The organism is Allosalinactinospora lopnorensis (assembly GCF_000981225.1).
GTDB classification, from domain to species: domain Bacteria; phylum Actinomycetota; class Actinomycetes; order Streptosporangiales; family Streptosporangiaceae; genus Allosalinactinospora; species Allosalinactinospora lopnorensis.
This window is the reverse complement of record NZ_LAJC01000012.1, coordinates 1-24,500: the sequence shown is the minus strand read 5'-3', so window position 1 is coordinate 24,500 and position 24,500 is coordinate 1. Positions and strand designations below refer to the sequence as shown.

At 71.1% G+C, this 24,500-nt stretch carries 22 protein-coding genes and 1 pseudogene; 15 read left to right on the top strand and 8 right to left on the bottom strand.

Annotation, left to right across the window (positions count from 1 at the left end; translation table 11 throughout):
- Positions 1–429 precede the first annotated feature (429 nt).
- The 9 genes from mbhE to VS93_RS06385 all read left to right on the top strand — a co-directional run bounded on the left by mbhE (position 430) and on the right by VS93_RS06385 (position 9,906).
- Positions 430–2,907 carry a hydrogen gas-evolving membrane-bound hydrogenase subunit E gene (mbhE, locus tag VS93_RS06425; protein ID WP_082126662.1) on the top strand — a complete coding sequence of 826 codons (2,478 nt, stop codon included), beginning with the start codon at positions 430–432 and terminating at the stop codon, positions 2,905–2,907.
- Entirely contained in the window at positions 2,904–3,521 is a 618-nt protein-coding gene (locus tag VS93_RS06420) for an MnhB domain-containing protein (protein ID WP_236700378.1), read from the top strand. The genes mbhE and VS93_RS06420 overlap by 4 nt, the downstream gene beginning before the upstream one ends.
- Positions 3,518–3,892 (top strand): sodium:proton antiporter, encoded by a 375-nt coding sequence (locus tag VS93_RS06415; protein ID WP_046469093.1) that lies wholly within the window; start codon positions 3,518–3,520, stop codon positions 3,890–3,892. The genes VS93_RS06420 and VS93_RS06415 overlap by 4 nt, the downstream gene beginning before the upstream one ends.
- Positions 3,889–5,415 carry a Na+/H+ antiporter subunit D gene (locus VS93_RS06410; protein WP_046469092.1) on the top strand — a complete coding sequence of 509 codons (1,527 nt, stop codon included), beginning with the start codon at positions 3,889–3,891 and terminating at the stop codon, positions 5,413–5,415. Before VS93_RS06415 ends, VS93_RS06410 begins: the two co-directional genes overlap by 4 nt.
- A complete protein-coding gene (locus VS93_RS06405) occupies positions 5,412–6,044 on the top strand; it encodes a Na+/H+ antiporter subunit E (protein WP_046469091.1) in 633 nt (210 codons plus the stop codon). Before VS93_RS06410 ends, VS93_RS06405 begins: the two co-directional genes overlap by 4 nt.
- Entirely contained in the window at positions 6,041–6,319 is a 279-nt protein-coding gene (locus VS93_RS06400) for a monovalent cation/H+ antiporter complex subunit F (RefSeq protein WP_046469090.1), read from the top strand. Before VS93_RS06405 ends, VS93_RS06400 begins: the two co-directional genes overlap by 4 nt.
- Positions 6,306–6,689: a monovalent cation/H(+) antiporter subunit G gene (gene mnhG / locus VS93_RS06395; RefSeq protein WP_046469089.1), complete on the top strand. Its 384-nt coding sequence runs from the start codon at positions 6,306–6,308 to the stop codon at positions 6,687–6,689. The genes VS93_RS06400 and mnhG overlap by 14 nt, the downstream gene beginning before the upstream one ends.
- A 220-nt stretch (positions 6,690–6,909) precedes the next feature.
- Positions 6,910–7,665, top strand: a complete 756-nt coding sequence (locus tag VS93_RS06390) for a sugar isomerase domain-containing protein (protein ID WP_046469088.1) — start codon at positions 6,910–6,912, stop codon at positions 7,663–7,665.
- 96 nt (positions 7,666–7,761) lie between these two features.
- A complete protein-coding gene (locus tag VS93_RS06385) occupies positions 7,762–9,906 on the top strand; it encodes a RecQ family ATP-dependent DNA helicase (protein WP_046469087.1) in 2,145 nt (714 codons plus the stop codon).
- 63 nt (positions 9,907–9,969) lie between these two features.
- Here VS93_RS06385 and gndA read toward each other — a convergent pair whose 3' ends face one another.
- From gndA to VS93_RS06370, 3 genes are all read right to left on the bottom strand, one after another.
- Positions 9,970–11,409, bottom strand: a complete 1,440-nt coding sequence (gene gndA, locus VS93_RS06380; protein WP_046469086.1) for an NADP-dependent phosphogluconate dehydrogenase — start codon at positions 11,407–11,409, stop codon at positions 9,970–9,972.
- A gap of 325 nt (positions 11,410–11,734) precedes the next feature.
- Entirely contained in the window at positions 11,735–12,322 is a 588-nt protein-coding gene (locus VS93_RS06375) for a DM13 domain-containing protein (protein ID WP_236700377.1), read from the bottom strand.
- Between the two features lie 177 nt (positions 12,323–12,499).
- On the bottom strand, positions 12,500–13,396 hold the full coding sequence (locus VS93_RS06370) for a carbohydrate kinase family protein (RefSeq protein WP_046469085.1): 897 nt from the start codon (positions 13,394–13,396) through the stop codon (positions 12,500–12,502).
- Between the two features lie 241 nt (positions 13,397–13,637).
- Here VS93_RS06370 and VS93_RS06365 point away from each other — a divergent pair.
- The 6 genes and pseudogenes from VS93_RS06365 to VS93_RS06340 all read left to right on the top strand — a co-directional run bounded on the left by VS93_RS06365 (position 13,638) and on the right by VS93_RS06340 (position 20,575).
- Positions 13,638–16,363, top strand: a pseudogene (locus VS93_RS06365) (bifunctional acetate--CoA ligase family protein/GNAT family N-acetyltransferase).
- 411 nt (positions 16,364–16,774) lie between these two features.
- On the top strand, positions 16,775–17,350 hold the full coding sequence (locus VS93_RS06360) for a DUF5998 family protein (protein ID WP_046469084.1): 576 nt from the start codon (positions 16,775–16,777) through the stop codon (positions 17,348–17,350).
- Between the two features lie 29 nt (positions 17,351–17,379).
- A complete protein-coding gene (locus tag VS93_RS06355; protein WP_046469083.1) occupies positions 17,380–18,516 on the top strand; it encodes an alkaline phosphatase family protein in 1,137 nt (378 codons plus the stop codon).
- 11 nt (positions 18,517–18,527) lie between these two features.
- A complete protein-coding gene (locus VS93_RS06350) occupies positions 18,528–18,998 on the top strand; it encodes a peroxiredoxin (protein ID WP_046469082.1) in 471 nt (156 codons plus the stop codon).
- Between the two features lie 67 nt (positions 18,999–19,065).
- A complete protein-coding gene (locus tag VS93_RS06345) occupies positions 19,066–19,848 on the top strand; it encodes an enoyl-CoA hydratase-related protein (RefSeq protein WP_046469081.1) in 783 nt (260 codons plus the stop codon).
- A 73-nt stretch (positions 19,849–19,921) separates the two neighbouring features.
- Positions 19,922–20,575, top strand: coding sequence for an MBL fold metallo-hydrolase (locus tag VS93_RS06340; protein ID WP_046469139.1), 654 nt, complete (start codon positions 19,922–19,924; stop codon positions 20,573–20,575).
- A gap of 55 nt (positions 20,576–20,630) precedes the next feature.
- Here the strand turns inward: VS93_RS06340 and VS93_RS06335 are convergent, their stop codons facing one another.
- The 5 genes from VS93_RS06335 to VS93_RS06315 all read right to left on the bottom strand — a co-directional run.
- Positions 20,631–21,065, bottom strand: coding sequence for a DUF5709 domain-containing protein (locus VS93_RS06335; RefSeq protein WP_046469080.1), 435 nt, complete (start codon positions 21,063–21,065; stop codon positions 20,631–20,633).
- A gap of 168 nt (positions 21,066–21,233) precedes the next feature.
- A complete protein-coding gene (locus VS93_RS06330) occupies positions 21,234–22,415 on the bottom strand; it encodes an RNA-guided endonuclease InsQ/TnpB family protein (RefSeq protein WP_449353789.1) in 1,182 nt (393 codons plus the stop codon).
- 18 nt (positions 22,416–22,433) lie between these two features.
- Positions 22,434–22,832, bottom strand: a complete 399-nt coding sequence (gene tnpA / locus VS93_RS06325) for an IS200/IS605 family transposase (protein ID WP_046469079.1) — start codon at positions 22,830–22,832, stop codon at positions 22,434–22,436.
- Positions 22,833–22,932: 100 nt separating this feature from the next.
- Complete coding sequence (locus tag VS93_RS06320) at positions 22,933–23,376, bottom strand: DUF2203 domain-containing protein (protein WP_046469078.1); 444 nt, start codon at positions 23,374–23,376, stop codon at positions 22,933–22,935.
- A gap of 72 nt (positions 23,377–23,448) precedes the next feature.
- The coding region (locus tag VS93_RS06315) for a CHAT domain-containing protein (protein ID WP_156184701.1) at positions 23,449–24,500 on the bottom strand (1,052 nt) is incomplete at its 5' end.

Sequence of the window (24,500 nt, the reverse complement as noted above, 5' to 3'; positions counted from 1 at the left end):
TCCGTCAAGATCATGCGTGCAGCGGTCGACGCCGGTTCGGTGGCCGGAGAACAAGCCGGATGTCATCACTCTGTGTGACCATAATCGATGGTGTTGCGCCCTTAGATGCGCGAGCGCGGTTTGAGCATGCGATCTCTTCGCGTGATCCAGTGAGATCAAACACGGTCAGTCCGGGAATGTGAATTCTCTTCACGACCAGCTGAAACGCGTATCCCCTGGTAGTTCGATAGAGATACGTAGAGTAACTGTCTGACGGGGGGCCGTAAAACGCGGCGAATCATACACCCGTCCACGCCAGGGTCAAGGTTGGGCCCGCTGCCCGGCTAGCCTTAGAGCCACTCGGTCAGTCCGCTCGATGTTGCACTCCACCCGCCCGCCCGCCGGCGGCGAGAAACGTGCGCCTCCGGTCCGATCGCCGATGACATCCTGATGCTGCTGCCCTTTCTTCTCGCGCTGCACGCGGTGACCGCGGTGCTTCTGCCGTGGCTGGTGCGCGTTGCGGGACCGCGCGCCTTCCTGCTGGCGTGCCTGCCGCCCGCGGCCACCGTTGTCTGGGTACTCTCCCGAGCACCGGAGATCGTCGCGGGGCGGCCGGCCACGTCCTCCATCGCCTGGGTTCCCGCACTCGGCATCGACCTCGACTTCCGGGTCGACGCCCTGGCTCTGGCCATGGTGCTGCTGGTGAGCGGTGTGGGGGCGGTGATCTTCGGCTACTGCGCCCGCTACTTCCACACCGGCGAGCGCGGGATCGGGCGGCTCGCCGCCGTTCTGGTGCTGTTCGCGGGGGCGATGCTCGGTGTCGTCAGCACCGACAACCTCTTCGCGCTGTTCGTCTTCTGGGAACTGACCTCCATCACCTCGTTCCTGCTGATCGGGAACGACGACCGCAAGGAGCAAGCGCGGCGCGCCGCCACCCAGGCGCTGATCACCACCGCGGGCTTCGGCCTGCCCATGCTCGTCGGGTTCATCCTGCTCGGCGAGATCGGCGGCAGCTACCGGATCTCCGAGCTGGTCGCCGCCCCGCCGACCGCCAGCCCCTGGCTGCCGGTAGCGCTGGTGCTGATCCTCGCCGGGGCCTTCGCCAAGTCCGCGCAGGTGCCCCTGCACTACTGGCTGCCCGGGGCGATGGTCGCGCCGACACCGGTGAGCGCTTACCTGCACGCCGCCGCCATGGTCAAGGGCGGTGTCTATCTGATCGCGCGGCTGGCGCCCGGATTCGCCGACGTCGATCCCTGGCGGGCGCTGGTCCTCACCTTCGGGCTGGCGACCATGCTCATCGGGGGGTGGCGAGCACTGCGTCAGGACGACCTGAAACTGCTGCTCGCCTACGGCACGGTCAGCCAGCTCGGCTTTCTCACCCTGCTCGCCGGGGCAGGGACGCAGGTGGCCGCGGTCGCCGCGATAGGCGCGCTGCTCGCGCACGGGTTCTTCAAGTCGGCGTTGTTCCTCACCGTCGGGGTGATCGACCACCAGGCCGGCACTCGAAGTATCGGGGCGCTGAGCGGCCTGGGCCGGCGTATGCCGGTGCTGGCCGCCGCGGCCGCGCTGGCGGCGGCGTCCATGGCCGGGGTGCCCCCGATGCTCGGATTCGTCGTCAAGGAGGCCGCACTGGAGGCGTTCCTGCCCGGACACGCAGCCGGAATGCCCCCTGGCGCGGCGGCGGCCGTGCTCACCGGGGTGCTGCTCGCCTCGATCCTCACCTTCGCCTACAGCGCGCGCTTCGTGTGGGGCGCTTTCGCCGACAAGGCGGCCGTGTCCGAACGCCGCTTTCCGCATCCGTCCGCGGCCTTCGTCGCCGCGCCCGTATCACTGGCCGCGGTGAGCCTGGCGACGGGGGCGCTGGCATTCCTCCTCGACCCGCTCGCACAGAGCTACGCGGCGCCCTTCGACGCCGGAGGGCAGCCGTACCACCTGGCGCTGTGGCACGGCCCCACCCCGGCACTGGGACTGTCCGCGCTGGTCATCGCGGTTGGTGTCCTGCTGTTCTACCGGCGCGAAGGGGTGGCCCGGATACAGCGGGCGATGCCGCGCTGGCCCGACGCCGAGACGGGTTACCACCTCTTCGTGCACGCGACCTACGCCTTCGCGCTGGGCGTCACCCGGCGGTTGCAGAGCGGCTCGCTGCCGGTCTACCTCGGCGTCATCCTGGCGATGCTGCTCGCGTTGCCCGGTGCGCGCCTGGTCGTGGTGCTGGTCACCGGCGATGTCGCCGCGCCGGGCGCGGGAGAGGGGTTCCGGGTCTGGAACAGTCCCCTGGAAGGGGTGGTCGCGCTGCTCATCGTGGTCACGGCGGTCGCGACCGTCCGCGAGCACCGGCGGTTTCCGGCGCTGATCCTGATCAGTGCCATGGGCTTCGGCATCGCCGGCCTGTTCGCGCTGTACGGGGCGCCCGACCTGGCGCTGACGCTGGTCCTGGTGGAGACACTGACCACGGTCATCCTGGTGTTCGTGCTGCGGCGGCTGCCCGCGACGTTCGGCACCCGCCCCAATGGCTGGGGCAAGCGGCTCACGGTGCTGCTGTGCGCGGCCACCGGGACGTTCATCGCCGTCTCGCTGTGGCTCATGACCGCCGCGCGGACCGATGCGCCCGTCTCGCTGGGATACGCCCCGAGGGCGCACGAGGCCGGCGGCGACAACCTCGTCAACCTCATCCTGGCCGACTTCCGGGCGCTGGACACCTTCGGCGAGGTCGTCGTACTCGCGACGGCGGCGATCGCCGTGGCGTCCCTGGTACTGCTCAACCGGCGCGCCCGGGTGGTCGAGGAGTCCGGCGCGGACCCGCTCGAAGAGGAGGGGGCAGCCGGCTCGGACGGCGAGGGGGACCCGGCCGCCGGGAACGGCCTTGCGGCCGGAGCGGGCGGGACGGGCGCGGACAGTGGACCGGCAGGGGAGGGGGACCGATCGTGAACATCGACGGCGAGCGGCAGCGGGAGTCCCGCGGCCCGGAGGGCAGCGGCGGCGCCCCTCCCGAGGGATGGGAGGCGCCCAGGGAGCGCTGGCTGAGCACGGTCGTCCGACCGGCCTTCGGGCCCCGCTCGGTACTGCTGGAAGTGGCCGCCCGGCTGCTGATACCTGCCATCCTGGTGCTCTCGGTCTTCCTGCTGGTCTCCGGGCACGACAAACCCGGGGGAGGGTTCGCCGGCGGTCTGGTCGCCAGCATGGCCTACGTCCTGCGCTACGTCGCCGGCGGCAGGCACGAGCTCGCCGCGGGCATGCCGACGCGTCCGGAGCGTGTGCTCGCACTCGGGATGCTGGTCGCCTGCGGTACGGCCGTACTCCCGCTGCTGTTCGGCGCTCCGCTCCTGAAGACCTTCAGCTACGAGGCCGCTCTCCCCGTCTTCGGCGACGTGAAGTTCGCGAGCTTTCTCGTTTTCGAAATCGGGGTGTTCCTGATCGTCGTCGGCCTGGTGCTGTCCGTCGTCTCCGCTCTTGGTGCCCGGATGGAAGCCGAGGAAGAGGAGGCCAAGGCCGGGCGCGAGCGGGCGCGCCGCCTCCGGCGGACTGGGGGCGGGCCGCGATGAGCACCCCCGGTCTCCTCCTGGTCGCCGCGGTGGCCGTTCTCTACTCCGGCGGGTTCTACCTGCTGCTGCAGCGCTCACTGATGCGTGTGGTCTTCGGCATCATCATGCTCGGCCACGCGGCCAACCTCTCCCTGATGCTCACCGACGAGGCCATCACGCTGCCCCCGCTGCTCGGCGGGCCGAACGGGGAGATATCGGATCCGCTTCCGCAGGCCATGGCGCTGACTGCCATCGTCATCACGTTCGGGGTGACGACCTTCCTGCTCGCGCTCGCCTACCGGGTGTGGCTGGGTGACAACAACGACGAGGTCCCCGACGACTTGGAGGACCGCCGTATCGGCCGGCTGAGCGAGCCGGAGGACTCCTCGTGAACCTGCTGATCGCCGTCCCGTTCGTGGTGCCGCTGCTGGGCGCGGCGGCCACCCTGCTGCTGCGCCGCGCGCCGCGCGCCCAGCAGGTGGCCAGTGCCGTGACCCTGGCGGTGGTGATCGCCGACTCGACCCTGCTGCTGGCGGCGACCGCCGACGGCACCGTGGTCGCGAGCCAGGCCGGAGGCTGGGCGGCCCCCCTGGGGATCACCCTGGTGGTCGACCCGCTGGCCGCGCTGCTGCTCCTGGTCTCAAGCGTGGTGCTGCTGATCGTGCTGCTGTACGCGATCGGCCAGGACATCAGCGGGCTCAGCCGGGCCGTTCCGCAGGTGTTCCACCCCATCTATCTGGTGCTCACCGCCGGCGTGTGCCTGAGCTTCCTCTCGGGCGACCTGTTCAACCTGTTCGTCGGCTTCGAGATCATGCTGACCGCGAGCTACGCGCTCATCACCCAGGCGCCGACACGGGCGCGGGTGCGGGCGAGCATGATCTACACGGTGGTCGGCCTGACCTCCTCGATCTTCTTCCTCACTGGGATCGCGCTGGTCTACGCGCTCACCGGCACCGTGAACCTGGCCGACGTCGCCGAGAAGCTGGGCGCCGCACCCGCCGGGCTGCGCATGGTCCTGGCGCTGCTCTTCCTGGTGGTGTTCGGTATCAAGGCCGCGATCGTGCCGATGCACTTCTGGTTGCCCGACAGCTACCCGGTGGCGATCACCCGCATCTCCGCGATCTTCGCCGCGCTGCTCACCAAGGTCGCCGTCTATGCCATCATCCGCACCCAGACACTGCTGTTCGGCCGCGACGACGTCTCCACCGTCATGATGTGGATCGCGATCGCGACCATGGTGATCGGCATCCTGGGCGCGCTGGTCCAGGACGACATCAACCGGATCATGTCGTTCGCGCTCGTCAGCCACATCGGGTTCATGGTCTTCGGGCTCGCGCTGAACTCGGTGGCCGGGATCGCCGGCGTCCTGGTCTACCTGGTCCACCACATCGTCGTGCAGGCCACGCTGTTCCTGGTGAACGGGCTCATCCGGCAGTACGTGGGGCACACCTCGCTGCGCTCCATCCGGGGGCTGACCGTTGTGTCGCCGTTGCTGGCGATCTTCTTCTTCCTGCCGGCGCTGAGCCTGGCGGGGCTGCCGCCGATGTCCGGCTTCGTCGCCAAGGTGGCGCTGTTCCAGGCCGGTGTCCAAGCGGGCGGATGGCTCATCTACCTCGGCCTCACCGCGGGCGTGCTCACCAGCCTGTTCACGCTCATGGCCATCTTCCGTGTCTGGGCCCGCGCGTTCTGGGGCACCCCGCTGCCCGACATGCTCGAAGCGCGGGCCGAGCTGCGGCGCGGCCCCGACTTCGTGGGGCGCCGGCTCATGGCGGCCACCACCGGCACCATGGTCGGTGTCGGGCTGCTCGTGGCCGCTGCGGCCGGTCCGCTGACCGACATCGCGTTCACCGCCGCGCGGGACCTGCTCGACGGCCGTGCCTACATCGAAGCCGTACTTCCCGAGGGGGCTCCATGAGTGCTGCCGAGGCCCGGACCGGCCGCTCCCCGTACCAGCGGCTGCTCGGCCGGCTGCCCACTGTGGTCTGGCTGACCGTGATGTGGGCGCTGCTCTGGGGCGACTTCAGCCCGGGGACCCTCCTCGCGGGCGTCGGGGTGGCGTCGCTCTGCTATGCCGCGGCGAAGCTGCCGCACCTTCCCGTCCGGTTGGGGTTCCGGCCGTGGTACGCGCTCCGCCTGGGAGCGCGCATCGGGTGGGACCTGCTCTGGTCCAGTGTGCAGGTCGCCTTCCACGTGCTGTGGCGCCCCGGGCGAGTGCGCGGCGCGATCGTCGCGGTACCGATGCGCACCGACTCCGACCTGCTGCTGGCCATGGTGAGCGGAGGGCTGTCGCTGGTCACCGGAAGCCTGGTCATCGAGCTCAACCGGGAAGAGGGCGTCATCTACGTGCACGGTATCCCGATCGACTCGCCCAGAGGGGCGCAGTCGCTGCGCCGACGGATCCGGCGCACCGAGGAGCTGATCGTCCGCGCGTTCGGCACCGCGAAGGACGTGACCGGGTTCGAGGCGGCCGAGGAGGAGTTCGCGGCGCTGCTGCGGTCCGCCGAGGCCGGCACCGAAGAGAACGGGGAGATGCAACGGCCGTGAACGTTCTGGAGCATGTCTACACGGCGACCTTCGCCCTGCTCGCGCTGGCCGTGCTGTTCACGCTGCTGCGGCTGGTGCGCGGGCCGTCGGTGCTGGACCGGATCGTCTGTCTGAACACGATCTCGGTCCTGCTGGTCAGCGTGATCGCGGTCGAGGCCGCGGCCCGCGGCGACGCCGCCTACATAGGGCTGATGGTGTCGATCGCGCTGCTGGGCTTCGTCGCGACGGTGACAGCGGTGCGGTTCGCGGAGAGGCGGGCTCATGACCGCGACTGACTGGATCACGGCCGTCCTGCTGCCGCTGGGGGCCCTCTTCGCTCTCGTCGGCACCATCGGGCTCGTGCGGCTGCCCACCCTGCTCGGCCGGCTGCACGCCGCCGCCAAACCCGACACGGTCGGTCTGATCCTGATCCTGATCGGGGTGGCCTTCCAGCTTCCCGACATCTCCGTCGCGACCCCGCTGCTGCTGGTCGTGCTGTTCCAGTTCACCACCATTCCCGTACTCGCCCAGACACTCGGCCGGGTGGCCTACAGCCGCGGCGAGAGCAGCAGCGAACACATGGTCGTCGACGAGCTCGCCGAAGCGGTGCGGCACGCCAAGGGGGGCGATCAGGACGGCAGGCAGGACCGCTCGCCGGGCGACTGAAGCGGGGCGGATCCGGCGGTTACCGTTCCCGCCGGGCCGATCCCTCGCCTTCGTGCCGCGCGCTGACCGTGCGGCCGTTTCCCGCCGGAAGGTACATCACCCACCGGATATCTGGTGTTCTGGGGCGGCGCGGTCGCCTAGCGTCGCTGGTGACGACCGCGCCGGGCGCCGTCCATCCGGACGGCGCCCGACGCGGGACACCTGAAGGAGGTCGTTCGCCTTGGCCGAGGACACGCCCGGGACCGCCCGGGACGGCTATGCCCAGCGGGTCCGGGACCTGCTCGACCGGGTCGACACGGGTTCCGGCGAAGCGGTCGGCCGCGCGGCGGAACTCGTGCTGGGAGCCGTCGGATCGGACGGGCTCGTCTACGTCGCCGGATCGGGGCACTCCCTCGCGCTGGTGTACGAGACGTTCTACCGCGCCGGCGGGCTGGCCGCGGTACGGCCGCTCTGGGACCCCGCGATCGTGCCGCTGTCCGGTGCCCGGCGCAGTACCAGGGCGGAGCGCCGGGAAGGACTGGGCGCCTCCGTTGTCGCGGAGGCGGCGCCGACCGTGCGGGACGCCGCGGTGGTGTTCTCCACCAGCGGGCGCAACCCCTACCCGGTCGAGGTCGCCCGGGAGTGCGCGGCCCGCGGTGTTCCGGTGATCGCCGTGACCTCGGCGGCGGCCTCCGAGGGCGCCGCCGCGCGCGCGGGCTCCCGGGTGGTCGACCACGCGGCGGTCGTGCTCGACACCGCTGTCCCGCCCGGCGACGCGGTGTACCCGCCCGAGGCGCCGCGTACCGCCGCGGTCTCCACGATCCTCTCGGCCTACGCCTGGTCGCTGCTGCTCGCGGCGCTCGACGACCTCGCCGTGGCCCACGGGGTCGAGCTGCCCCGGTGGACCAGCGCCAACGTCCCGGGCGGTGACGGGCGCAACGCGGCCCTGATGGAGCGCTACGGCCCGCGCGTGCCCGGACTGGTCATGGAGGTGTAGCCGGGGCCGAGCCCCGGCGCCGCGCTCCGGTGCGGGCGCATGGTCGGCTGTGGACACGCGCTTCCGGTGTCGTCCACCTCTGGTAGCAAGGAGCACATGGTCTCCTCCGTGCCCCCAGAGACGGCACCCTCCGACACCGGTATGCGCGAAGCGGCGGAGCGCCACCTGCGCGCGCTCGCCGGCGACTCCGCCCGGCTGCGCGAGGACCAGTGGGCGGCGATCCACGCGTTGGCGGCCGAGCTGCGCCGGGCGCTGGTGGTGCAGCGCACCGGGTGGGGCAAGTCGGCGGTGTACTTCGTGGCCACCGCGCTGCGCCGCGCACAGGGGGCCGGGCCGACCGTCATCATCTCGCCGTTACTGGCCCTCATGCGCAACCAGATCGCCGCCGCGGAGCGCGCCGGGATCCGGGCGCACACGATCAACAGCGCCAACACCGCCGAGTGGGAGGAGACCTACGCCCGGATCTCCGCCGGGGAGGTCGACGTCCTCCTGGTCAGCCCGGAGCGGCTGAACAACCCCGACTTCCGCGACCGCGTGCTGCCCGAGCTGGCCGCGGGCGCGGGACTCGTGGTGGTCGACGAGGCCCACTGCGTCTCCGACTGGGGCCACGACTTCCGACCCGACTACCGCCGCATCCGTACGCTGCTGCGGGAGCTTCCGCGCGGCGTCCCGGTCCTGGCCACCACGGCCACCGCCAACGAGCGCGTCACCCGCGATGTCGCCGAGCAACTGGAGATCGGCGACGACTCCCGGACCCTGGTCCTGCGCGGCGCGCTCGACCGGGAAAGTCTGCGCCTGGCCGTCGCCGACCTACCCGACAGCACCGCGCGCTGGGGGTGGCTGGCGCAGAACCTCGACCGGCTGCCCGGATCCGGCATCATCTACACGCTCACCGTCGCCGCGGCCACCGGGACGGCGGGGTTCCTCGCCGAGCGCGGGTACGCCGTGCGCGCCTACACCGGGCAGACCGATCCCGAGGAGCGGCAGCGAGCCGAGGACGACCTGCTGAACAACCGGGTCAAGGCGCTGGTCGCCACGAGCGCGCTCGGCATGGGGTTCGACAAGCCCGACCTCGGGTTCGTCGTGCACCTGGGCGCCCCGCAGTCCCCGATCGCCTACTACCAGCAGGTGGGCCGCGCCGGGCGCGGCATGGAACGCGCCGAGGCGATCCTGCTGCCGGGGCGTGAGGACCGCGAGATCTGGGCCTACTTCACCGGCCTGGCGTTCCCGCCGGAAGAGACCGTGCGCCGCACCCTCGACGTCCTCGCCGAGGCCGGCGGCCCCATGTCCCTGCCGCGCCTGGAGACACGCGTCGACCTGGGCCGTGCCCGGCTGGAGCAGATGCTCAAGGTGCTCGACGTCGACGGCGCCGCGCGCCGCGTGCGCGGCGGCTGGACCGCCACCGGCGAGCCGTGGTCCTACGACTCCGAGCGCTACGCGGCGGTGACGGCGGCGCGCGAGCGCGAACAGCAGGCCATGCTCGACTACATCGCCACCGACGGGTGCCGCATGGAGTTCCTGCGCCGCCAGTTGGACGACCCCGAGGCCGCGCCGTGCGGCCGCTGCGACCGCTGCACCGGTCGGGAATGGGGCACCGAGCTCGCCCCCGAGCAGCGCGAAGCCGCCGCCGCGCATCTCGACCGCCCGGGGGTCACGATCGCTCCGCGCAAGCAGTGGCCCACGGGCATGGCGGCGCTGGGCGTCGACCTCTCCGGAACCATTCCCGCCGGCCTCCGCGCTGAGGAGGGCCGGGCCCTGGCCCGGCTGACCGACATCGGGTGGGGGACGGTGCTGCGCCGGATCCTCGCCGAGGACGCCACCGACGAACCGGTGAGCGACCGGGTGTTCCAGGGGGTGGTCGACGTCCTCGCGGCGTGGCCGTGGCGCGAGCGCCCGGTGGGCGTAGTGGCCCTGCCCTCGCTGACCCGGCCGCGGATGATCGCCGATCTGGCGTCGCGGCTGGCGCGGGCGGGGCGGCTGGCCCCGATCGGCGCGTTCGGTTACCTCACTCCGGAGGGGGCAGGGCCGCGGCGGCACAACAGCGCCCAGCGGCTGGCCTCGGTACAGCGCTCGCTCATCGTCCCCGACCAGGTGGCGTCCGGCCTGGCCGGAGTCGGGGGGCCGGTGCTGCTGGTCGACGACCACACCGACACCGGGTGGACCCTCACCGTCGCCGCCGGTCTGCTCCGCGAGGCGGGGGCACCCGCGGTGCTCCCGTTCACCCTCGCCTGCCGATCCTGACGGCGCCGTTTCCCCGGTCAGGGCCCGGTTTCCGCACGACCGGCGGCGAGGCGGGCGGGAAGATCAGCCGGCGGTGACCTCGGTGCGGTCCCCGCCCCAGAGAGTGTGGAACACGCCCTCGCGGTCGACGCGGCGGTAGGTGTGGGCGCCGAAGAAGTCGCGCTGGGCCTGGGTGAGCGCAGCCGGGAGCCGGCCCGCGCGCAGGGCATCGTAGTACGACAGCGCTGCCGCGAATCCGGGTGTGGGAACCCCCCGCCGGGTCGCGGTGGCCACCACGTCGCGCCAGTCGTCCTGCGCCTGGCCGATCGAGGCGGCGAACCCGTCGTCGACCAGCAGGGTGGGCAGGGTCGGGTCGGCGGTGTAGGCGTCGCGGATGCGGTCCAGGAACACGGCGCGGATGATGCAGCCCGCACGCCAGATCGCCGCGACATCCCCAAGGCCGATGTCCCAGCCGTACTCGGCGCTGCCGGCCTGGATCATGTTCCAGCCCTGCGCGTAGGAGACGACCTTCGAGGCGTAGAGAGCCTGCTCGACCTGGGCGGCGAACTGCTCGGCGCCGCTGGTCAGCGGCTTCGGGCTCGGGCCGCTCAGGTCCGCGGCAGCGGCGCGCAGCCCGGCGTGGCCGGACAGGGATCGGGCGAACACCGCCTCGGCGATGCCGGAGACCGGAACCCCGAGGTCCATCGCGGTCTGCACGGTCCAGCGGCCGGTGCCCTTCTGTTCGGCCTGGTCGGTGACGACGTCGACGAACGGGGCACCGGTGGCGGGGTCGGTGTGGGCCAGCACTTCGGCCGAGACTTCCATCAGGTAGGAGTCCAGCCGTCCCTCGTTCCAGGTGCGGAAGATGTCGGCGATCTGCGCGGGGGAGTACCCGGCGACCTCGCGCAGCAGGTGGTACGCCTCGGCGATGAGTTGCATGTCGGCGTACTCGATGCCGTTGTGCACCATCTTCACGAAGTGGCCCGCGCCGTCGGCGCCGACGTGGGTCGTGCAGGGCGTGCCGTCGGAGGCCTTGGCGGCGACGCTCTCCAGCATCGGGCCGAGCGCGGTGTAGGATTCGGCCGATCCGCCGGGCATGATGCTCGGCCCGTGCAGGGCGCCCTCCTCACCGCCGGAGATGCCGACGCCGACGAAGTGGATCCCCTGTTTGCGCAGCTCCCGCTCGCGTCGCCGGGTGTCGGCGAAGTGCGCGTTGCCGCCGTCGATGATGAGGTCGCCCTCCTCCATGAGCGGCGCGAACTCGGCGATGACCGCGTCGGTGGGTTCGCCCGCCTTGACCATGATCACCAGTCGCCGCGGGCGCGCCAGCGACGCGACCATGTCCTTCGTGGTCTCGGCGGCGACGAGCGTACCCTCGTGGCCGAACTCATCGACCAGCGCCGTGGTCCGCGCCGGGGTGCGGTTGTGCACGGCGACCCGGTAGCCGTGCCGCGCGAAATTGCGGGCCAGGTTGCGGCCCATGACGGCCAGGCCGGTGACACCGATGTCCGCCGAAATGCTCATGATGCTGCTCCTGGGACGAGTGGGCGCCGGCCCCCGGCGGTTCCGGAGGCGCAGCGGTGCGCTTTCCTACGCACAGTAGATCCTTTTGGTGTCGACGTTGGACGGCGCCGGCCGGTTCAACGCGGCGGCGGCCACCGGGCCGTGTGGCCCGAACAGCGCCAGGTGGCGGGCCGGCCCGCCGGCGGACTCTTCCATGCGGCGGCGCGTGATCCCGCCCGGTTCCGCTCGGGGCGGGCCGCTGCCCCGAGCGCTGCGGGGCGGCAGGACCGATCGCCGGACCCCGTGGCGTCCTCGTCCCGTCCGAATCGCCCGGGGCCGGCAGCCGTCACAGCTCCACGGGTGCGGAACCGAACGCCACGGAGAAGCGGTCGCACCAGATGACCACGCTGGTCATGCCCTCGATGTCGGCGTCTGCGGGTATCTCGTAGTTGGCGTCGCCGTGCGTGCCCTTGAGGGACCCCAGGTCGACATAACGGCCGTCGCGGTACTTGAACCAGTCGCCGCCGGCCTCCTGGTCGGTCAGCCAGACGTAGAGGTCCGGCCCGTCGCTGGACTCGAGATCCTCGACCCGCACGTGGCGGCTGCCGTCGGCGAGTTCCAGCACGCGGACGGTGCCGGAGGTCTCGTGTTCCTGGGAGACGAACTCGCCCTCGGCCAGGACCGCGGGCTCGGGATCGGGCTCCTCCGATGGGGCGCTCTCCTCGTCTTCGGGAGCGGCTCCGGTGTCCTCGCCCGCCCCCTGGCCCGCCATGGGTAGCTCCTCGTTCACCGTGCTGCTGGTGAAGACGCGCCACGGCTGAAAGGCCCACAGCCCGATCGCCAGCACCACGACCAGGGTTACCGCGCCGATCCAGGTGGCGGGATGGCGCGTCCACCGGGGGCGACCGGACTCGCTGCCGCTGTTCTCACTCACGCTGTTCCTCGCTCCCGATATGCCCGATGCATCAGGGGCGACGCCCGCTGCGGCGCCACCTTGTTCCTGATTCGGAGCCGGGCACCGGAAGGAGACGCCGGGGAGAGGAGGCGGAAGGACAGGGGAGGACCCGCGGCCTGCGCGCTGTGTCCCGTTCGGGTCCGCCGCCGCGCGGTCTCAGTAGCCGTCGCCGAGGTCGGGCCGGGCACCGGGCTGGTGCAGGGCGCGAGCGGCGAGACGCTGGGCCTGGGTCAGGGAGTCCTTGGGGTGCTTGCCGGCCAGCCACGACGGCAGGAACCCGGCGATGAACGCGTCGCCCGCACCGATCGAGCCGGGGGAGGGCTCAACCGGCTCGGCGGGAACGGTGACGATGTCGTCGCGGGTCTTGGAGCTCCACAGCGCCCCTTCGTCGCCGAGCTTGATGACCACGTTCGGGAACCACGCCGTGAGCACCCTGGCCGCGGCCTCGGGCTCCTCGCGGCCGGTCAGCACCTTGGCCTGCTCGCTGTTGGCGAACAGCAGCCGGGCGCCGGTGGTCCAGTCCAGGAAGTTCTCCGCGCCCGCGCGCTCCAGCGGGGCGTGCGATCCGCCGTCGACCGAAATGGACATGCCGGATTCGCGGGCGAAGCGCAAGGCGATCCGAGCGGCGTGCCGGGAGTCCTCGTTGATCAGCGTGAAGCCGGAGACGTGCATGTGGCCGTCGGGGCCGAACACGTCGCGCGGCAGGTCCTCGGGCTGCAGCCGGGCGTTGGCGCCGGGGTCGCTGAGCATGGTGCGGTCGCCCCGGTGGGTGATCATGACTACGCAGGTCCCGGTGGGACGCTCAGGGTCCATGACCACGCGGGAGTCGATGCCGTAGCCCATCAGTTCCATCTCGCGGGTGCGCCCCGTGATGTCGGACCCGCGACGGCCCACGAACGTGGTGTCGGTCCCCTCCATGGCGAGCCAGGCCGCGACATTGGCCCCGGATCCACCTCCGTACGTGGTCACCGAAGCTGGAGTATCGCTACCTCGGGCCAGCGCATAGAAGGCCCTCGCCACAGCGTCGGTCATGAGATCGCCGATCACGACCACTCGTGCCATACGTCACCACCTTGCCGCTCCGCGTCACCGGCGTCCCGCGCGCGATCATGCCCCAAGAGAACTGTGTTCAGAGACGTTAACAGGTTCCGGGTTGGCCTTGGGTAACGAAGTCGCAGACCGAGACGTATCAAGGAGATCGCGGTACTTCGCTAAGGGTGCGAGGGATCCGACCGCGTGTCCGGAAAAGGTGGGGTTCGCCACGGTCGGGGGGGGCGTCGATTACCCTCAAACCGTGCAGTCTTACCCGAACCACTGGGAAGCAGACGTAGTCCTCACCGATGGCGGGACCGCGCATATCCGCCCGATCGTCCCCGATGACGGCGACCTGCTGCAGGAGTTCCACTCCCGCTGTCGCCGGAAACGATCTACTACCGTTTCTTCGCCCCCTACCCCAAGCTCTCCCGGCGCGACGTCGAGCGGTTCACGAACGTGGACTACGAGGACCGGGTCGCACTCATCGCGACCATCTCCGGCGTCATGGTCGCGGTGGTCCGCTACGACAAAGTGGACGAGGCCGAGGCCGAGGTCGCCTTTGTGGTGGAAGACGCCCACCAGGGGCGGGGGCTGGCCTCCGTCCTGCTGGAGCACATCGGCGCGGCCGCCCGGGAGCGTGGCGTGCGCCGGTTCATCGCCGACGTCCTGCCGGAGAACCGGCGGATGATCAACGTCTTCCGCGAGGCCGGGTACACCGCCCAGCAGACCTTCGACGAGGGCGTCATCCGGCTCACCCTGGACCTGGAACCTACCGACACCGCTCAGGAGGTCATGCGCGCACGGGAGCAGCGGGCGGAGTCCCGTTCCATCGCCCGGCTGCTGTTCCCCGAGTCGGTCGCGGTCATCGGCGCGAGCCGCACCGCGCACACCATCGGCCAGACCGCGTTGCGCAACCTGCTGGCCGGCGACTTCCAGGGGCCGGTGTTCCCGGTACACCCCGAGGCGAAGGCCGTGGCGGGGGTCCGTGCCTACCCGAGTGTGCTGGACATCCCCGACCAGGTCGACCTCGCGGTCGTGGCGGTGCGTGCGGACATGGTCGTCGGCGTGGTCGAGGAGTGCGCGCAGAAGGGCGTGCACGGGCTGGTGGTCGTCAGCTCCGGATTCGGCGAGACCGGGAAGGAGGGGCGCGACCGCCAGGACGAACTGGTACGCACCGCCCGCGCAGCCGGCCTGCGTGTCGTGGGGCCCAACTGCCTGGGGATCGCCAACACCGATCCCGCGGTCTCGCTCAACGCCACGTTGTCGCCCTACGTCCCCCCGCGGGGGCCCATCGGCTTCTTCTCCCAGTCCGGTGCGCTCGGCCGGGCCATCCTGCAACGGGTCGCCGAACGAGGGATGGGGCTGTCCACGTTCGTCTCGGCCGGCAACCGCGCCGACGTCTCCGGCAACGACCTGGTGCAGTACTGGCAGGAGGACCCGGCGACCGAGGTCGTCCTGCAGTACCTGGAGTCCCTGGGCAACCCCCGCAAGTTCACCCGGCTGGCCCGGCGCCTGGCACAGCACAAGCCTGTCGTCGCCGTGCGCAGCGGCGGCTCCTCGCACGGCGTTCCCACCGGTCACGCCGCCGGGGCGCTCACCCTGCCCGACTACGCGCTGACGTCGCTGTTCCAGCAGGCCGGCGTAGTCCGGGTGGAGGACATCACCCAGATGTTCGACGTCGCCCAGCTCTTCGCCTACCAGCCGCTGCCCGCCGGACCGCGCGTCGGTATCCTCGGCAACTCCGACTCCCTCGGGCTGCTCGTCAAGGACGCCTGCGTCCGTTCCGGACTCAAGCCCCACGACCCGGTGGACCTCGGGCCCAACGCCACCGCCGCCGACTTCGACGCGGCGCTGGCCACCGCCCTCGCAGATGACCAGGTGCACTCCGTGGTCGTGGTGTTCATCCCGGCGCTGACCCCGATCTCCGACGACGTCGCCGAGGTCGTGCGGAACAAGGCCGCGGTGTCGCAGAAGCCGATCATCACCACCTACCTCGGCCACCAAGGCCTGCCCGAAGAGCTCCGGCAGATCGGGCAGAGCGGGGAGACACTCCGCGGGTCGGTGCCGTCGTACCCGGCTCCGGAGGACGCCGTGCGCGCGCTCGCGCACGCTACGCACTACGCCATCTGGCGCGAACGCGATCCGGGGCGGCATCCGGAGCTCGCCGACGTCGACGGGAAGCGGTCGCGGGCGATCATCGACGAGACCCTCCTCAAGAAGGAGAGCAGCAGAGCCGAAGCGCACCCGGTCTGGTTCACCAGTGAGCCCGTGCACTCCGAAGAGACAGCGGTGGAGCAGGATGCGGCCCGCGAACTGCTCGGATGCTTCGGGATCGAGGTGTGGCGGCACATCCCCGTCTCCTCCGCCGAAGCCGCGGTCGCCGCGGCCGAGGAGCTCGGCTACCCGGTAGTGGTCAAGGCCAACGCTCCTGACTTGCGGCTACGGTCCGGCGGTAGCGGTATCCGGTCCGATCTGCGGACGTCCGCCGATGTCCGCAGCGCGTTCACCGGGCTCCACGACAGGCTCGGCGACGACGCCATGCTGGTGGTCCAGCGGATGGCGACCCCGGGGGTCCCGACGGTGATCCGCGCGGGCGAGAACCCTTCGTTCGGATCGGTGATCGCCTTCGGGCTGGCCGACGTCACGGCCGAACTCCTCGACGACCGGGCGTTCCGGCTGGCCCCGCTTACCGACGCCGACGCGGCCGACCTGGTGCACGCGGTGCGCTCGTCCCCGCTGCTGTTCGGGGTGCCCCCGGGGGCTACCTCCCTGGCGGACCAGCCCGACGTGGAGGCGCTGCAGGACGTGCTGGTCCGTATTTCCCGCCTGGCCGACGCCTTCCCGGAGGTGGCCCACGTGGACCTCGACCCGGTCATGGTGAACGCGGAAGGAGCTCACGTCCTGGGGGCGCGGGTCTGGCTGCGCGAAGCCCCTGAACTGCGCCCCGACTCGGGGCCGCGCCGCCTTCGGGGGGTGACCTTCTAACCTTCGGCGGCCTTCAGGCCGGTTCCGGCTCCGGTTCCGGCTCCGGTTCGGGCTCCGGACCGGGGTCGGGCGGGACCGGCTCCGGAGGAACAGGGGCGGGTTCGGGCGGAACCGGGCCGGGTTCCGGCATTGGCGGCCCTGGGGGCGGCGGTGTCGGTACGGGTGGCACGGTCGCATTCATGGTGGGCCCCTTACCCAGAACATGTGCCGTTATCCGGCTCGGAGTGCACAGCCCCTGGCATCATGCGGGACGGGAGACCACACAGGCACTGGCGCGCACCGGCCGCCCGCTGGAGGCCCGCTCTTCCCGGACGGGAGAGCGCGGCCGGCGCTTTCGAAGGCAGACCGTTGCCACGGGTGCGATCCGTTATCGAGAGAAGGCAGGATGGGGGTATGAGGAAAACGCGTGCCGTGTCCACCGACTGGCGCTTGGAGATCGAGCGGAACGGGTACTACCCCGGCCTTGTGATCGACGCCGTCGCCACAGCTCTCGGCAACGAGACGGCCGACGCCTTCGTCGTCCATCACGAAGCCACCTTCGACCCCGCAATGGAGATGCGGCGGCACATCACCGTCCTGCTGCTCACTCCGAAGCGGCTGATCGTCTGCCACACAGACGAACACCCGCCCAACGAGGGCGGGGCCCGTCCGCACGCCTCGACCACAACCGACAGCATCCAGATCGGCAACATCCAGTCCGTCGCCCTGACACGCGTGGTCTCCGATCCGGCGAACTACGTACCCGGCACACTGCCCAGCGAAGTCGTGCTGAGCGTCAGCCTCGCGGTGAACTGGGGGGCCCTTGCCCATATCGACCTCGAACCCGCCTCCTGCGCCGACGAAAGCTGTGAACTCGACCACGGCTACACCGGAGCGATCACGTCCGAGCCGCTGACCCTGCGGGTGAGCCAGACCGCTGACGGAACCGACGCCGTGGCCAACATGATCAACTTCGCCAACGTCCTCTCCGAGGCCACCGCCCGCTGAGACCGGAGCGGAAAAAGGGGAACCGGGCCGTGTTCGCAGATGCCGCTTTCGCCGCTCCCCGCTACGGTGCGGGGTCTCTCGCCGACCTGATCCCATCGGTGCTGGCGTCGCTCGGGGTGCCGGGGGAGACCGCGGCGCTGAACCTGCCGCCGGTACGCCGCGCCTGCGTGCTGCTGATCGACGGCATGGGCTGGGACCTGCTGAGCGCCCACCGCTCCTACGCGCCGTTCCTCTCCTCACTGGCCGACGCCGCCGAGCCCATAACCGCCGGTTTCCCGACGACCACGGCCACCAGCCTCACAACGATCGGTACCGGCCTGCCTCCCGGGCACCACGGGATCGTTGGCTACCAGGTCGCTGTTCCGGGCAGCGACCGCATCATGAATCAGCTCCGCTGGGATCCCGAGATCGACCCCGAGACCTGGCAGCCCTGCGGCACCGCTTACCAGCGCGCGGAGCAGGCGGGTGTGACCGCGGCCTACGTCGCGTTCGGCGGCTACGAGGGCAGCGGGCTGAGCCGGGCCTCGGCACGGGGGAGCCGGTACGTCGCGGCCAACGACATCACCGAGCTCGCGGTCAAGGCCGCGAGCTCGCTTACCGCCGGGGACCGGTCGCTGGTCTTCGCCTACCATTCCGACCTCGACACCTACGGCCACATGTTCGGTGTGGATTCGGCGTACTGGCGACTGCACCTGGGCCACGTCGACCGGCTCGCCGAGCAGATCGCCGGTCAGCTGCCGTCGGACGCCGCGCTCTACATCACCGCCGACCACGGCATGGTCGACAGCACATCGGCGAGCCGCGTGGACGTCGAGTCGGATCCGGCCCTCAGCTCGGGCGTGCGGCTCCTCGCGGGTGAGGCCAGGGTCCGCCAGGTGCACGTGCGGGACGGCGCGGCCGACGACGTCCTCGCCGCCTGGCGGGAGCGGCTGGCCGGCCGCGCCGAGATCGTCAGCCGCGAGGAGGCGATCGCCGCGGGGCTGTTCGGCGCGGTCGACGACGCCCTCCGGCCGCGCATCGGCGATGTCCTCGCGCTGGCCCGCGGCGACACCGCGCTCATCGCCCCGAACGCCGAACCCACGGAGAGTTCGCTCGTCGGTCAGCACGGCTCGCTCACTCCTGGGGAGCTGCGGGTGCCCCTACTGCGCTTCAGTACCGTGGCCTAGTGTTGGGGCTTATGAACGCTGGAGAGCACGCCCCCGACTTCGAGCTCACCGACCAGCACGGCACCCCGCGGCGACTCAGTGCTCTGCTCACTACCGGACCCGTGGTGCTGTTCTTCTACCCGGCCGCTATGACCCCCGGATGTACGGCCGAGAGCTGCCATTTCCGCGATCTCAGCGCGGAGTTCGGCGAGCTCGGCGCACAGCCGGTCGGGATCAGCGCCGACCCGGTGGAGCGGCAGCGCGCCTTCGCCGGGGCCCACGGCCTCGACTACCTTCTGCTCTCCGACCCCGACGGCACCGTAGCCGAGCAGTTCGGTGTGCGCCGCGGTGGCCTGCTGGCGGGCCTGGCCCCGACTCGGCGCCAAACGTTCGTGATCGGCTCCGACATGCGGGTACTGCACCGGATCAGCAGCGAAGTGCGCTTCCGGGCCCATGCCGACGGCGCGCTGCGGGTGCTGCGGGAACGAGAACGGCGCGGGTGACCCCGCGGCCCGGCGGAAAGGGCACCGCAACGACAGTCGGCACCGAGAACGGAAAGGGCGGCCCGAAATGACCGAAGCCGCGAACCAGTTGGTACGCCGGAGCGTCGAGCGCGGCATCGCCACCCTCACCCTGGACTCCCCGGACAACCGGAACGCTCTGTCGGCGCGGCTGCGTACCGAACTCGCCGAAGGACTGGCCGTGGCCGCGGCCGACGACGATGTCCGAGCGGTCGTGCTCACCGCGATCGGCCCCGCCTTCTGCGCGGGAGCGGATCTGAAGGAGGTGGCCGCGGAACGGGCCGGACAGGCGCTCCCCGATGCGCCCGGCATGCCGGAGCTGTTCTCGGCGATCATGGAGGCGCCCAAGCCGGTCGTCGCTCGGCTGAACGGCCCAGCGCGCGCGGGCGGGATCGGCCTGGTCGCCGCGGCCGACATCGCCATCGCGCCGGACAGTGCGACGTTCGCGTTCACCGAGGTGCGCATCGGCGTGGTACCGGCGATCATCTCGGTTCCGGTCATGGCCCGGATGCACGATCGCCACCTCAGCCGGTATTTCCTTACCGGCGAGGCCTTCGATGCCGCGGCTGCCGCCGAAGCCGGCCTGCTGACCTGTGCGGTTCCCGCTGAGGAGCTTCCCGTTGTGAGCGAGCGGATCCTGGAGAGCCTGCGGCGGGGCGCGCCGCGTGCGCTGGCTCGCACCAAGACTCTGCTCGGTGCCGCCGGCGCCGCCGGGCGCGCGGAGGCCTTCACCGAGATGGGAGCGCTTTCCAAGGAATTCTTCGACAGCGAGGACGCCGCTGAGGGGCGGGCGGCTTTCTTCGAGAAGCGTCCGCCCCGCTGGACTCTGTGAGTTCGCAGGCCGGCTGAGACCGGGAAGAAGGGCGGAATAGCGCGCGGCACCTCGTGACGCCACAATGGGGGACGTGACTTATTCCGGAGATATGCGGGTCGGGGGACCCGCCGACGTACGCGAACTGTCCGAGCTGACCATCAGCAAGCTCGCTGTGGGCCCGATGGACAACAACACCTACCTGCTGCGCTGCACCACCAGCGGCGAGGCGGTGCTGATCGACGCCGCGAACGAGGCGGACCGGATCCTGGAGCTCGTCGGCCCCACCGGTCTGTCCCGGGTGATCACCACCCATCGGCACCAGGACCACTGGCAGGCACTCGCTGAGGTGGTCGGGACGACAGGGGCCCGCACCGTTGCGCACCCGATCGACGCCGAGGAGCTTCCCGTTTCCGTGGACGACCCGGTCGAGCACGGAGCCCGGGTCCCGGTCGGCGAATGCGAACTCGAGGTCATCCACCTGCGCGGGCACACGCCCGGATCGATCGCGCTGCGCTACGACGACCCGTCCGGCCACACGCACCTGTTCACCGGGGACAGCCTGTTTCCCGGAGGGGTCGGAAAGACCGGCGGGGAGGTGGACTTCCGCTCCCTGCTGGGCGACGTCGAAGAGCGGATCTTCGCCCAGATGGGCGACGACACCTGGGTTTACCCCGGACACGGCCGCGACACCACGCTTGGGGCCGAGCGCCCGCAGCTTCCCGAGTGGCGCGCCCGCGGTTGGTGAGCCTGGTTCCCCGCGGTTGCGGAGCGGCCGGGGCGGTCCGGGGCGCACTGCCCCCTCAAACCGTGCCCGGTCCCTCTTCCTCCGTGCGCACCGCCTGCTCCTCGGGGCTGTAGGCGCCGCGGTCCTCGCCGACGTCCTCGGCGGTCAGCGCCTTCTCCTCGTCCTCGCGGATCCCCTCGTCCTCCTCGACCAGGCGGGTTCCCGCGACCTGTTCGTCGGCCGGCGGCCCGTGCCGCCCGGTGCCGGTGGGCGCGGCACTGCCCGTTGCCTCCGGGGTGTCGGGGCGGTTCCGCGACAGGGCGGTGTCCAGTGATTCCCCGGCCTCCTTCTCGGTACCGCCGCTGCCGTGCTCGCCCATCGCGGAGGGCCGGTCGCTGGGCAGCGGCTGGTCCTCCGTGCTGTCCTCCTGGGCGGGCAGCCCTGCTTCCTCCCAGTCGACGGCCTCGTCGTTGATGGGGTCTTCGCTGTTCTCGGTGTACTTCTCGTCCATACCCGGCCGCTAACCGGGACGGGGTGTCGTATTCGAGGGCGGCCGTCCCGGATCGGGCCGAACGCGTCGGGATTGACTTCCTTCTCCACGGCTAAAGCCGGGGGATTCCAACCGGAGGGAGTTCTGGCTGGAGTGGTACTTCCTCGCGGGTTCCCACTGGTTCCTGCTTCACAGACCGCCCAACGGCGAGGTCTCCACAGGCCGGCACCGCATGCCCTGCGGCGCGAAGGATGTTCTTGGCCGCGTTGACGTCCGCGTGATCTGCGTGGGCGCACCGGGTGCACCGGAACCGCGCTTGGCTCTCACGCGATGCCGGGTCCAGATACTGGCACTCAAAGAGGTCTGGGACGTGTTGGCGGGGTTGACCTTGACGATCTGCGTCCCGGTGGTGCGGGCCGCGTTGGTGAGGGCAAGTTCCAGTCGGTGCCATCCCTTGTCGAGGATGGCCCGGTTCAACCCGGCCTTCTGAGGCACACGCGCCCCGGGCTCGGCCACGCTGCCCCGGGCGGAGGACGTCATGTCGGCGGTGCGCAGGTCCTCCAGTACGACCACCGAATGCTTGTCCGCCAGGTGGCGCGCGGTCTGGGAGCAGAAGTCGCCGCGGCGGTCGACCGCGCGGCTGGAGATCCGACCCATCGACTTCAGGGTCTTGCGGCGGTTCGCGCTGCCCTTCTTCTGCCGGGACAGCTTCTGCTGCAACCGGCGGTGTCGCGCCTTCTCACCGACAGTGGCGAACTTCCGGTTGTGAAACTCGCCCGTGGACGTGGTGGCGGCCACGACCACTCCCCGATCCACCCCGACCGGATCGCCGAGATGGTGCTCGGGGGTGAGCAGACCGTCCTCGACAAGGAAGGAGATCCACCAGTGCCCGGCCTTGTAGGACACCGTGGCCGAGCGGACCGTGCCGCCCAGCGGGCGGGTGCGGCGCAAGACCACCCAGCCCAACTTGGGCAGCTTGGCCCGGCCCCACCGGCGGTTGATCTTCTCCACGGTGATGAGGTTGCCGACCGGGAACCGAAACGAGGGGTTCCAGCGGTGTTTGGCCCGCCAACCCACGGTGAACGTCCCCCGTTCCTGGCACGCCCGGTCCAGGTCCAGCAGGCTCTGCTGGAGCACGTGCGAGGGGGCGGCGCGCAGCCAGTCCTCCTCGCGTTTGGCCTCGGCGAGCTGGGCGGCCTGGAGGTGGTAGCCGCAAAACGGGGTGTCGAAGCCGCGCTGCCAGCGGGCCACGGCTTGTCGGCGCTGGTCCAGGGCGGTGTTCCACACCGCGCGGCAGACCGCCCCGAACTCAGAACACAGCGCGGCCTGCTCCTCAGTGAGCTTCAGCCGGTACCTGCGGCCCGACAGCATGGAACACCTCCCTCCTCATCAGCGGTTCTTCTGGTCCTCGACGTAGGCCTTGATCTGCTCCAGCGGGGCACCGCCCACCGTGGCCACGAAGTAGCTGTTGGTCCACAGCGTGGGCAGGCGCGACTTCAGGGTCGGAAACTCCTGGCGCAAGATGCGGGAGGAACGCCCCTTGATGGCCTTGACGAGCCGGTGCGCGCCGAACCGGGGGTCGACCTCCACGAGCAGGTGCACGTGGTCGGCCATGACCTCCATCTCCACCAGCCAAGCCCCCTTCTCGGCGACCACCTCACGGATGATCTCTTTCAGCCGCGCCTCGATCCGGCCACCCAGCACACGGCGCCGGTACTTGGGACACCACACCACGTGGAAGGCGCACTGGAACACGACGTTGCCGTTCGACCTCAACGTCACAGCCACCTTGGCAGTATACTGCAGACAGATATCTATCGCTCATGCTTTCGAAAGAAGCGGCTAACCCCACGGCTGAAGCCGGGGGTCTGCGCCGCTAGAACTTCGATCAGCCCTCGGTCGTCGTGGGCGGCAGGGGACGGCGTGCGATGAAGCCGAGGTCGCTGCGGTGGTACCAGGCGAGCTCGAATTCGCCTTCAAGCCAGCACAGCCGTACCGAGATGCCGTCGAGCAGGGCGGGGAAGTCGATAAGGACCGGTGCCAGGCCCTTCACCTCGATCCCCTGCTCCGGGAACCACGCCTGGAGCTCGCTGACGCGCGCCTCCATCGCTTTCAGCTCCGCCCGGCCGCCCAGAGCCGACTCCCCGCCCCCTCGCTGCGGATCCAGGTCGGCGGCGAGCTCGGCGAAGTCCGCCCTGAGCGTCACGAGCTCCGAGACACGCTCGCGCACCTCGGGGATCAGGGCGCGGGCCTCGGCGAGGGTGAAGATGCGCGGTTCGCTCGGGCCGCTCGCCTCCGCGGCGCCGGACGGGGGCGTGACGTCGTCGCTCATACCTGAACGCTATCGGCAGCGGCGGGAGCTGTGGGAACGGGACACCGGAACGCCTCCGTCCGGCGCGGACGGTCATCCGGCCCCGAAACAGACGAAACCGCTATCGGCCAGATGGTCCGCGACCGCCCGGGCCGGGGGGACATCCGCTGCCAGCGCGTCGTGCAGGCGGAGCATGCCCGGGGTGGTCTCGCCGTCGCTGACCGGAAGCACACCCGCGATGACGGTCACCCCGCCCGTAGCCAGAAGGGACGTGCTCAGCCCTAACGGGAACCCGGACGGCGAAGGCGCGCAGCGCCCGACCCAGCACGACGACAGGACGGTCAGGGCCGGAGACTCCGGTAACCGTTCGAGGTCGTAGGCGAAGAGGGGACCATCGGCAAGGAAGATCCCCGAGAGCATGGGGGTGTCGGCGGGGGCCGACCCGTGCGCGCTGAGGTGCGCGACGTCGGCCCGGCCGAGTCCGCGCAGGACGTCTGGGACCCGCGCCGCCGGGCCGGTGAGCACGGTGGCTTCGGGATAGCGCGGGCGCAGCGACTCGACCTCCGCCGCGGCGCCGGCCAGCTCCCGGCCCGCTGCGAGCAGCACGCGCCGTGCCCGGCGCCCGCGTCCTGCAGCGCGGTTCCGGCAGTCGAGCCAGCTCCGCCCGGACGGGACGACGGTGACCGCCCTCCCGCGAAGCCCCGGCAGCATGCCCCATGGCAGGTCCCGTGTGTAGGGGGCAGGGGCGATGACCAGGGGGCGGGTGCCCAAGGCGGCGGCCACCGGGGCGAGGAGCAGCCGCTCCACCAGCGCGCCCGGACGCACGGTGTCACGTCCCCGGGCGCCGGGGAAGAGAGCCGCTGATCGTGCCGCGTGCAGCAGTTTCGCCACGGCGTCCGCGATATCCGCGGCCGGCGCGAGGTCGTAAGCGCTGGCGGCGCCGTCCGCGATGGTGATGGCGGCCGCTCCGCGGCGGGTGTGCGTAAAGCAGAGGAACACGTGATCGTCCAGAGCCGCGGCCAGCTCCGCGGTTACCGGCTGGACGGAGCCGGAGGCGGCGGTGCTCGCGTCTGCCGAGCAGTCGCGGTGCCATTGCGCCGTTCCGAGCCGCGGCGCGAGCCGGCGCAGCTCCTCCAGGGCGTGTC

What these genes read in the sequence shown, in the direction of transcription:
- mbhE (WP_082126662.1), top strand. Translation starts at nt 430, where the DNA reads ATGCTGCTGCCCTTTCTTCTCGCGCTGCACGCGGTGACCGCGGTGCTT.
- VS93_RS06415 (WP_046469093.1), top strand. Translation starts at nt 3,518, where the DNA reads ATGAGCACCCCCGGTCTCCTCCTGGTCGCCGCGGTGGCCGTTCTCTAC.
- VS93_RS06405 (WP_046469091.1), top strand. Translation starts at nt 5,412, where the DNA reads ATGAGTGCTGCCGAGGCCCGGACCGGCCGCTCCCCGTACCAGCGGCTG.
- mnhG (WP_046469089.1), top strand. Translation starts at nt 6,306, where the DNA reads ATGACCGCGACTGACTGGATCACGGCCGTCCTGCTGCCGCTGGGGGCC.
- VS93_RS06385 (WP_046469087.1), top strand. Translation starts at nt 7,762, where the DNA reads ATGGTCTCCTCCGTGCCCCCAGAGACGGCACCCTCCGACACCGGTATG.
- gndA (WP_046469086.1), bottom strand. Translation starts at nt 11,409, where the DNA reads ATGAGCATTTCGGCGGACATCGGTGTCACCGGCCTGGCCGTCATGGGC.
- VS93_RS06350 (WP_046469082.1), top strand. Translation starts at nt 18,528, where the DNA reads ATGAACGCTGGAGAGCACGCCCCCGACTTCGAGCTCACCGACCAGCAC.
- VS93_RS06345 (WP_046469081.1), top strand. Translation starts at nt 19,066, where the DNA reads ATGACCGAAGCCGCGAACCAGTTGGTACGCCGGAGCGTCGAGCGCGGC.
- VS93_RS06335 (WP_046469080.1), bottom strand. Translation starts at nt 21,065, where the DNA reads ATGGACGAGAAGTACACCGAGAACAGCGAAGACCCCATCAACGACGAG.
- VS93_RS06330 (WP_449353789.1), bottom strand. Translation starts at nt 22,415, where the DNA reads ATGCTGTCGGGCCGCAGGTACCGGCTGAAGCTCACTGAGGAGCAGGCC.
- VS93_RS06320 (WP_046469078.1), bottom strand. Translation starts at nt 23,376, where the DNA reads ATGAGCGACGACGTCACGCCCCCGTCCGGCGCCGCGGAGGCGAGCGGC.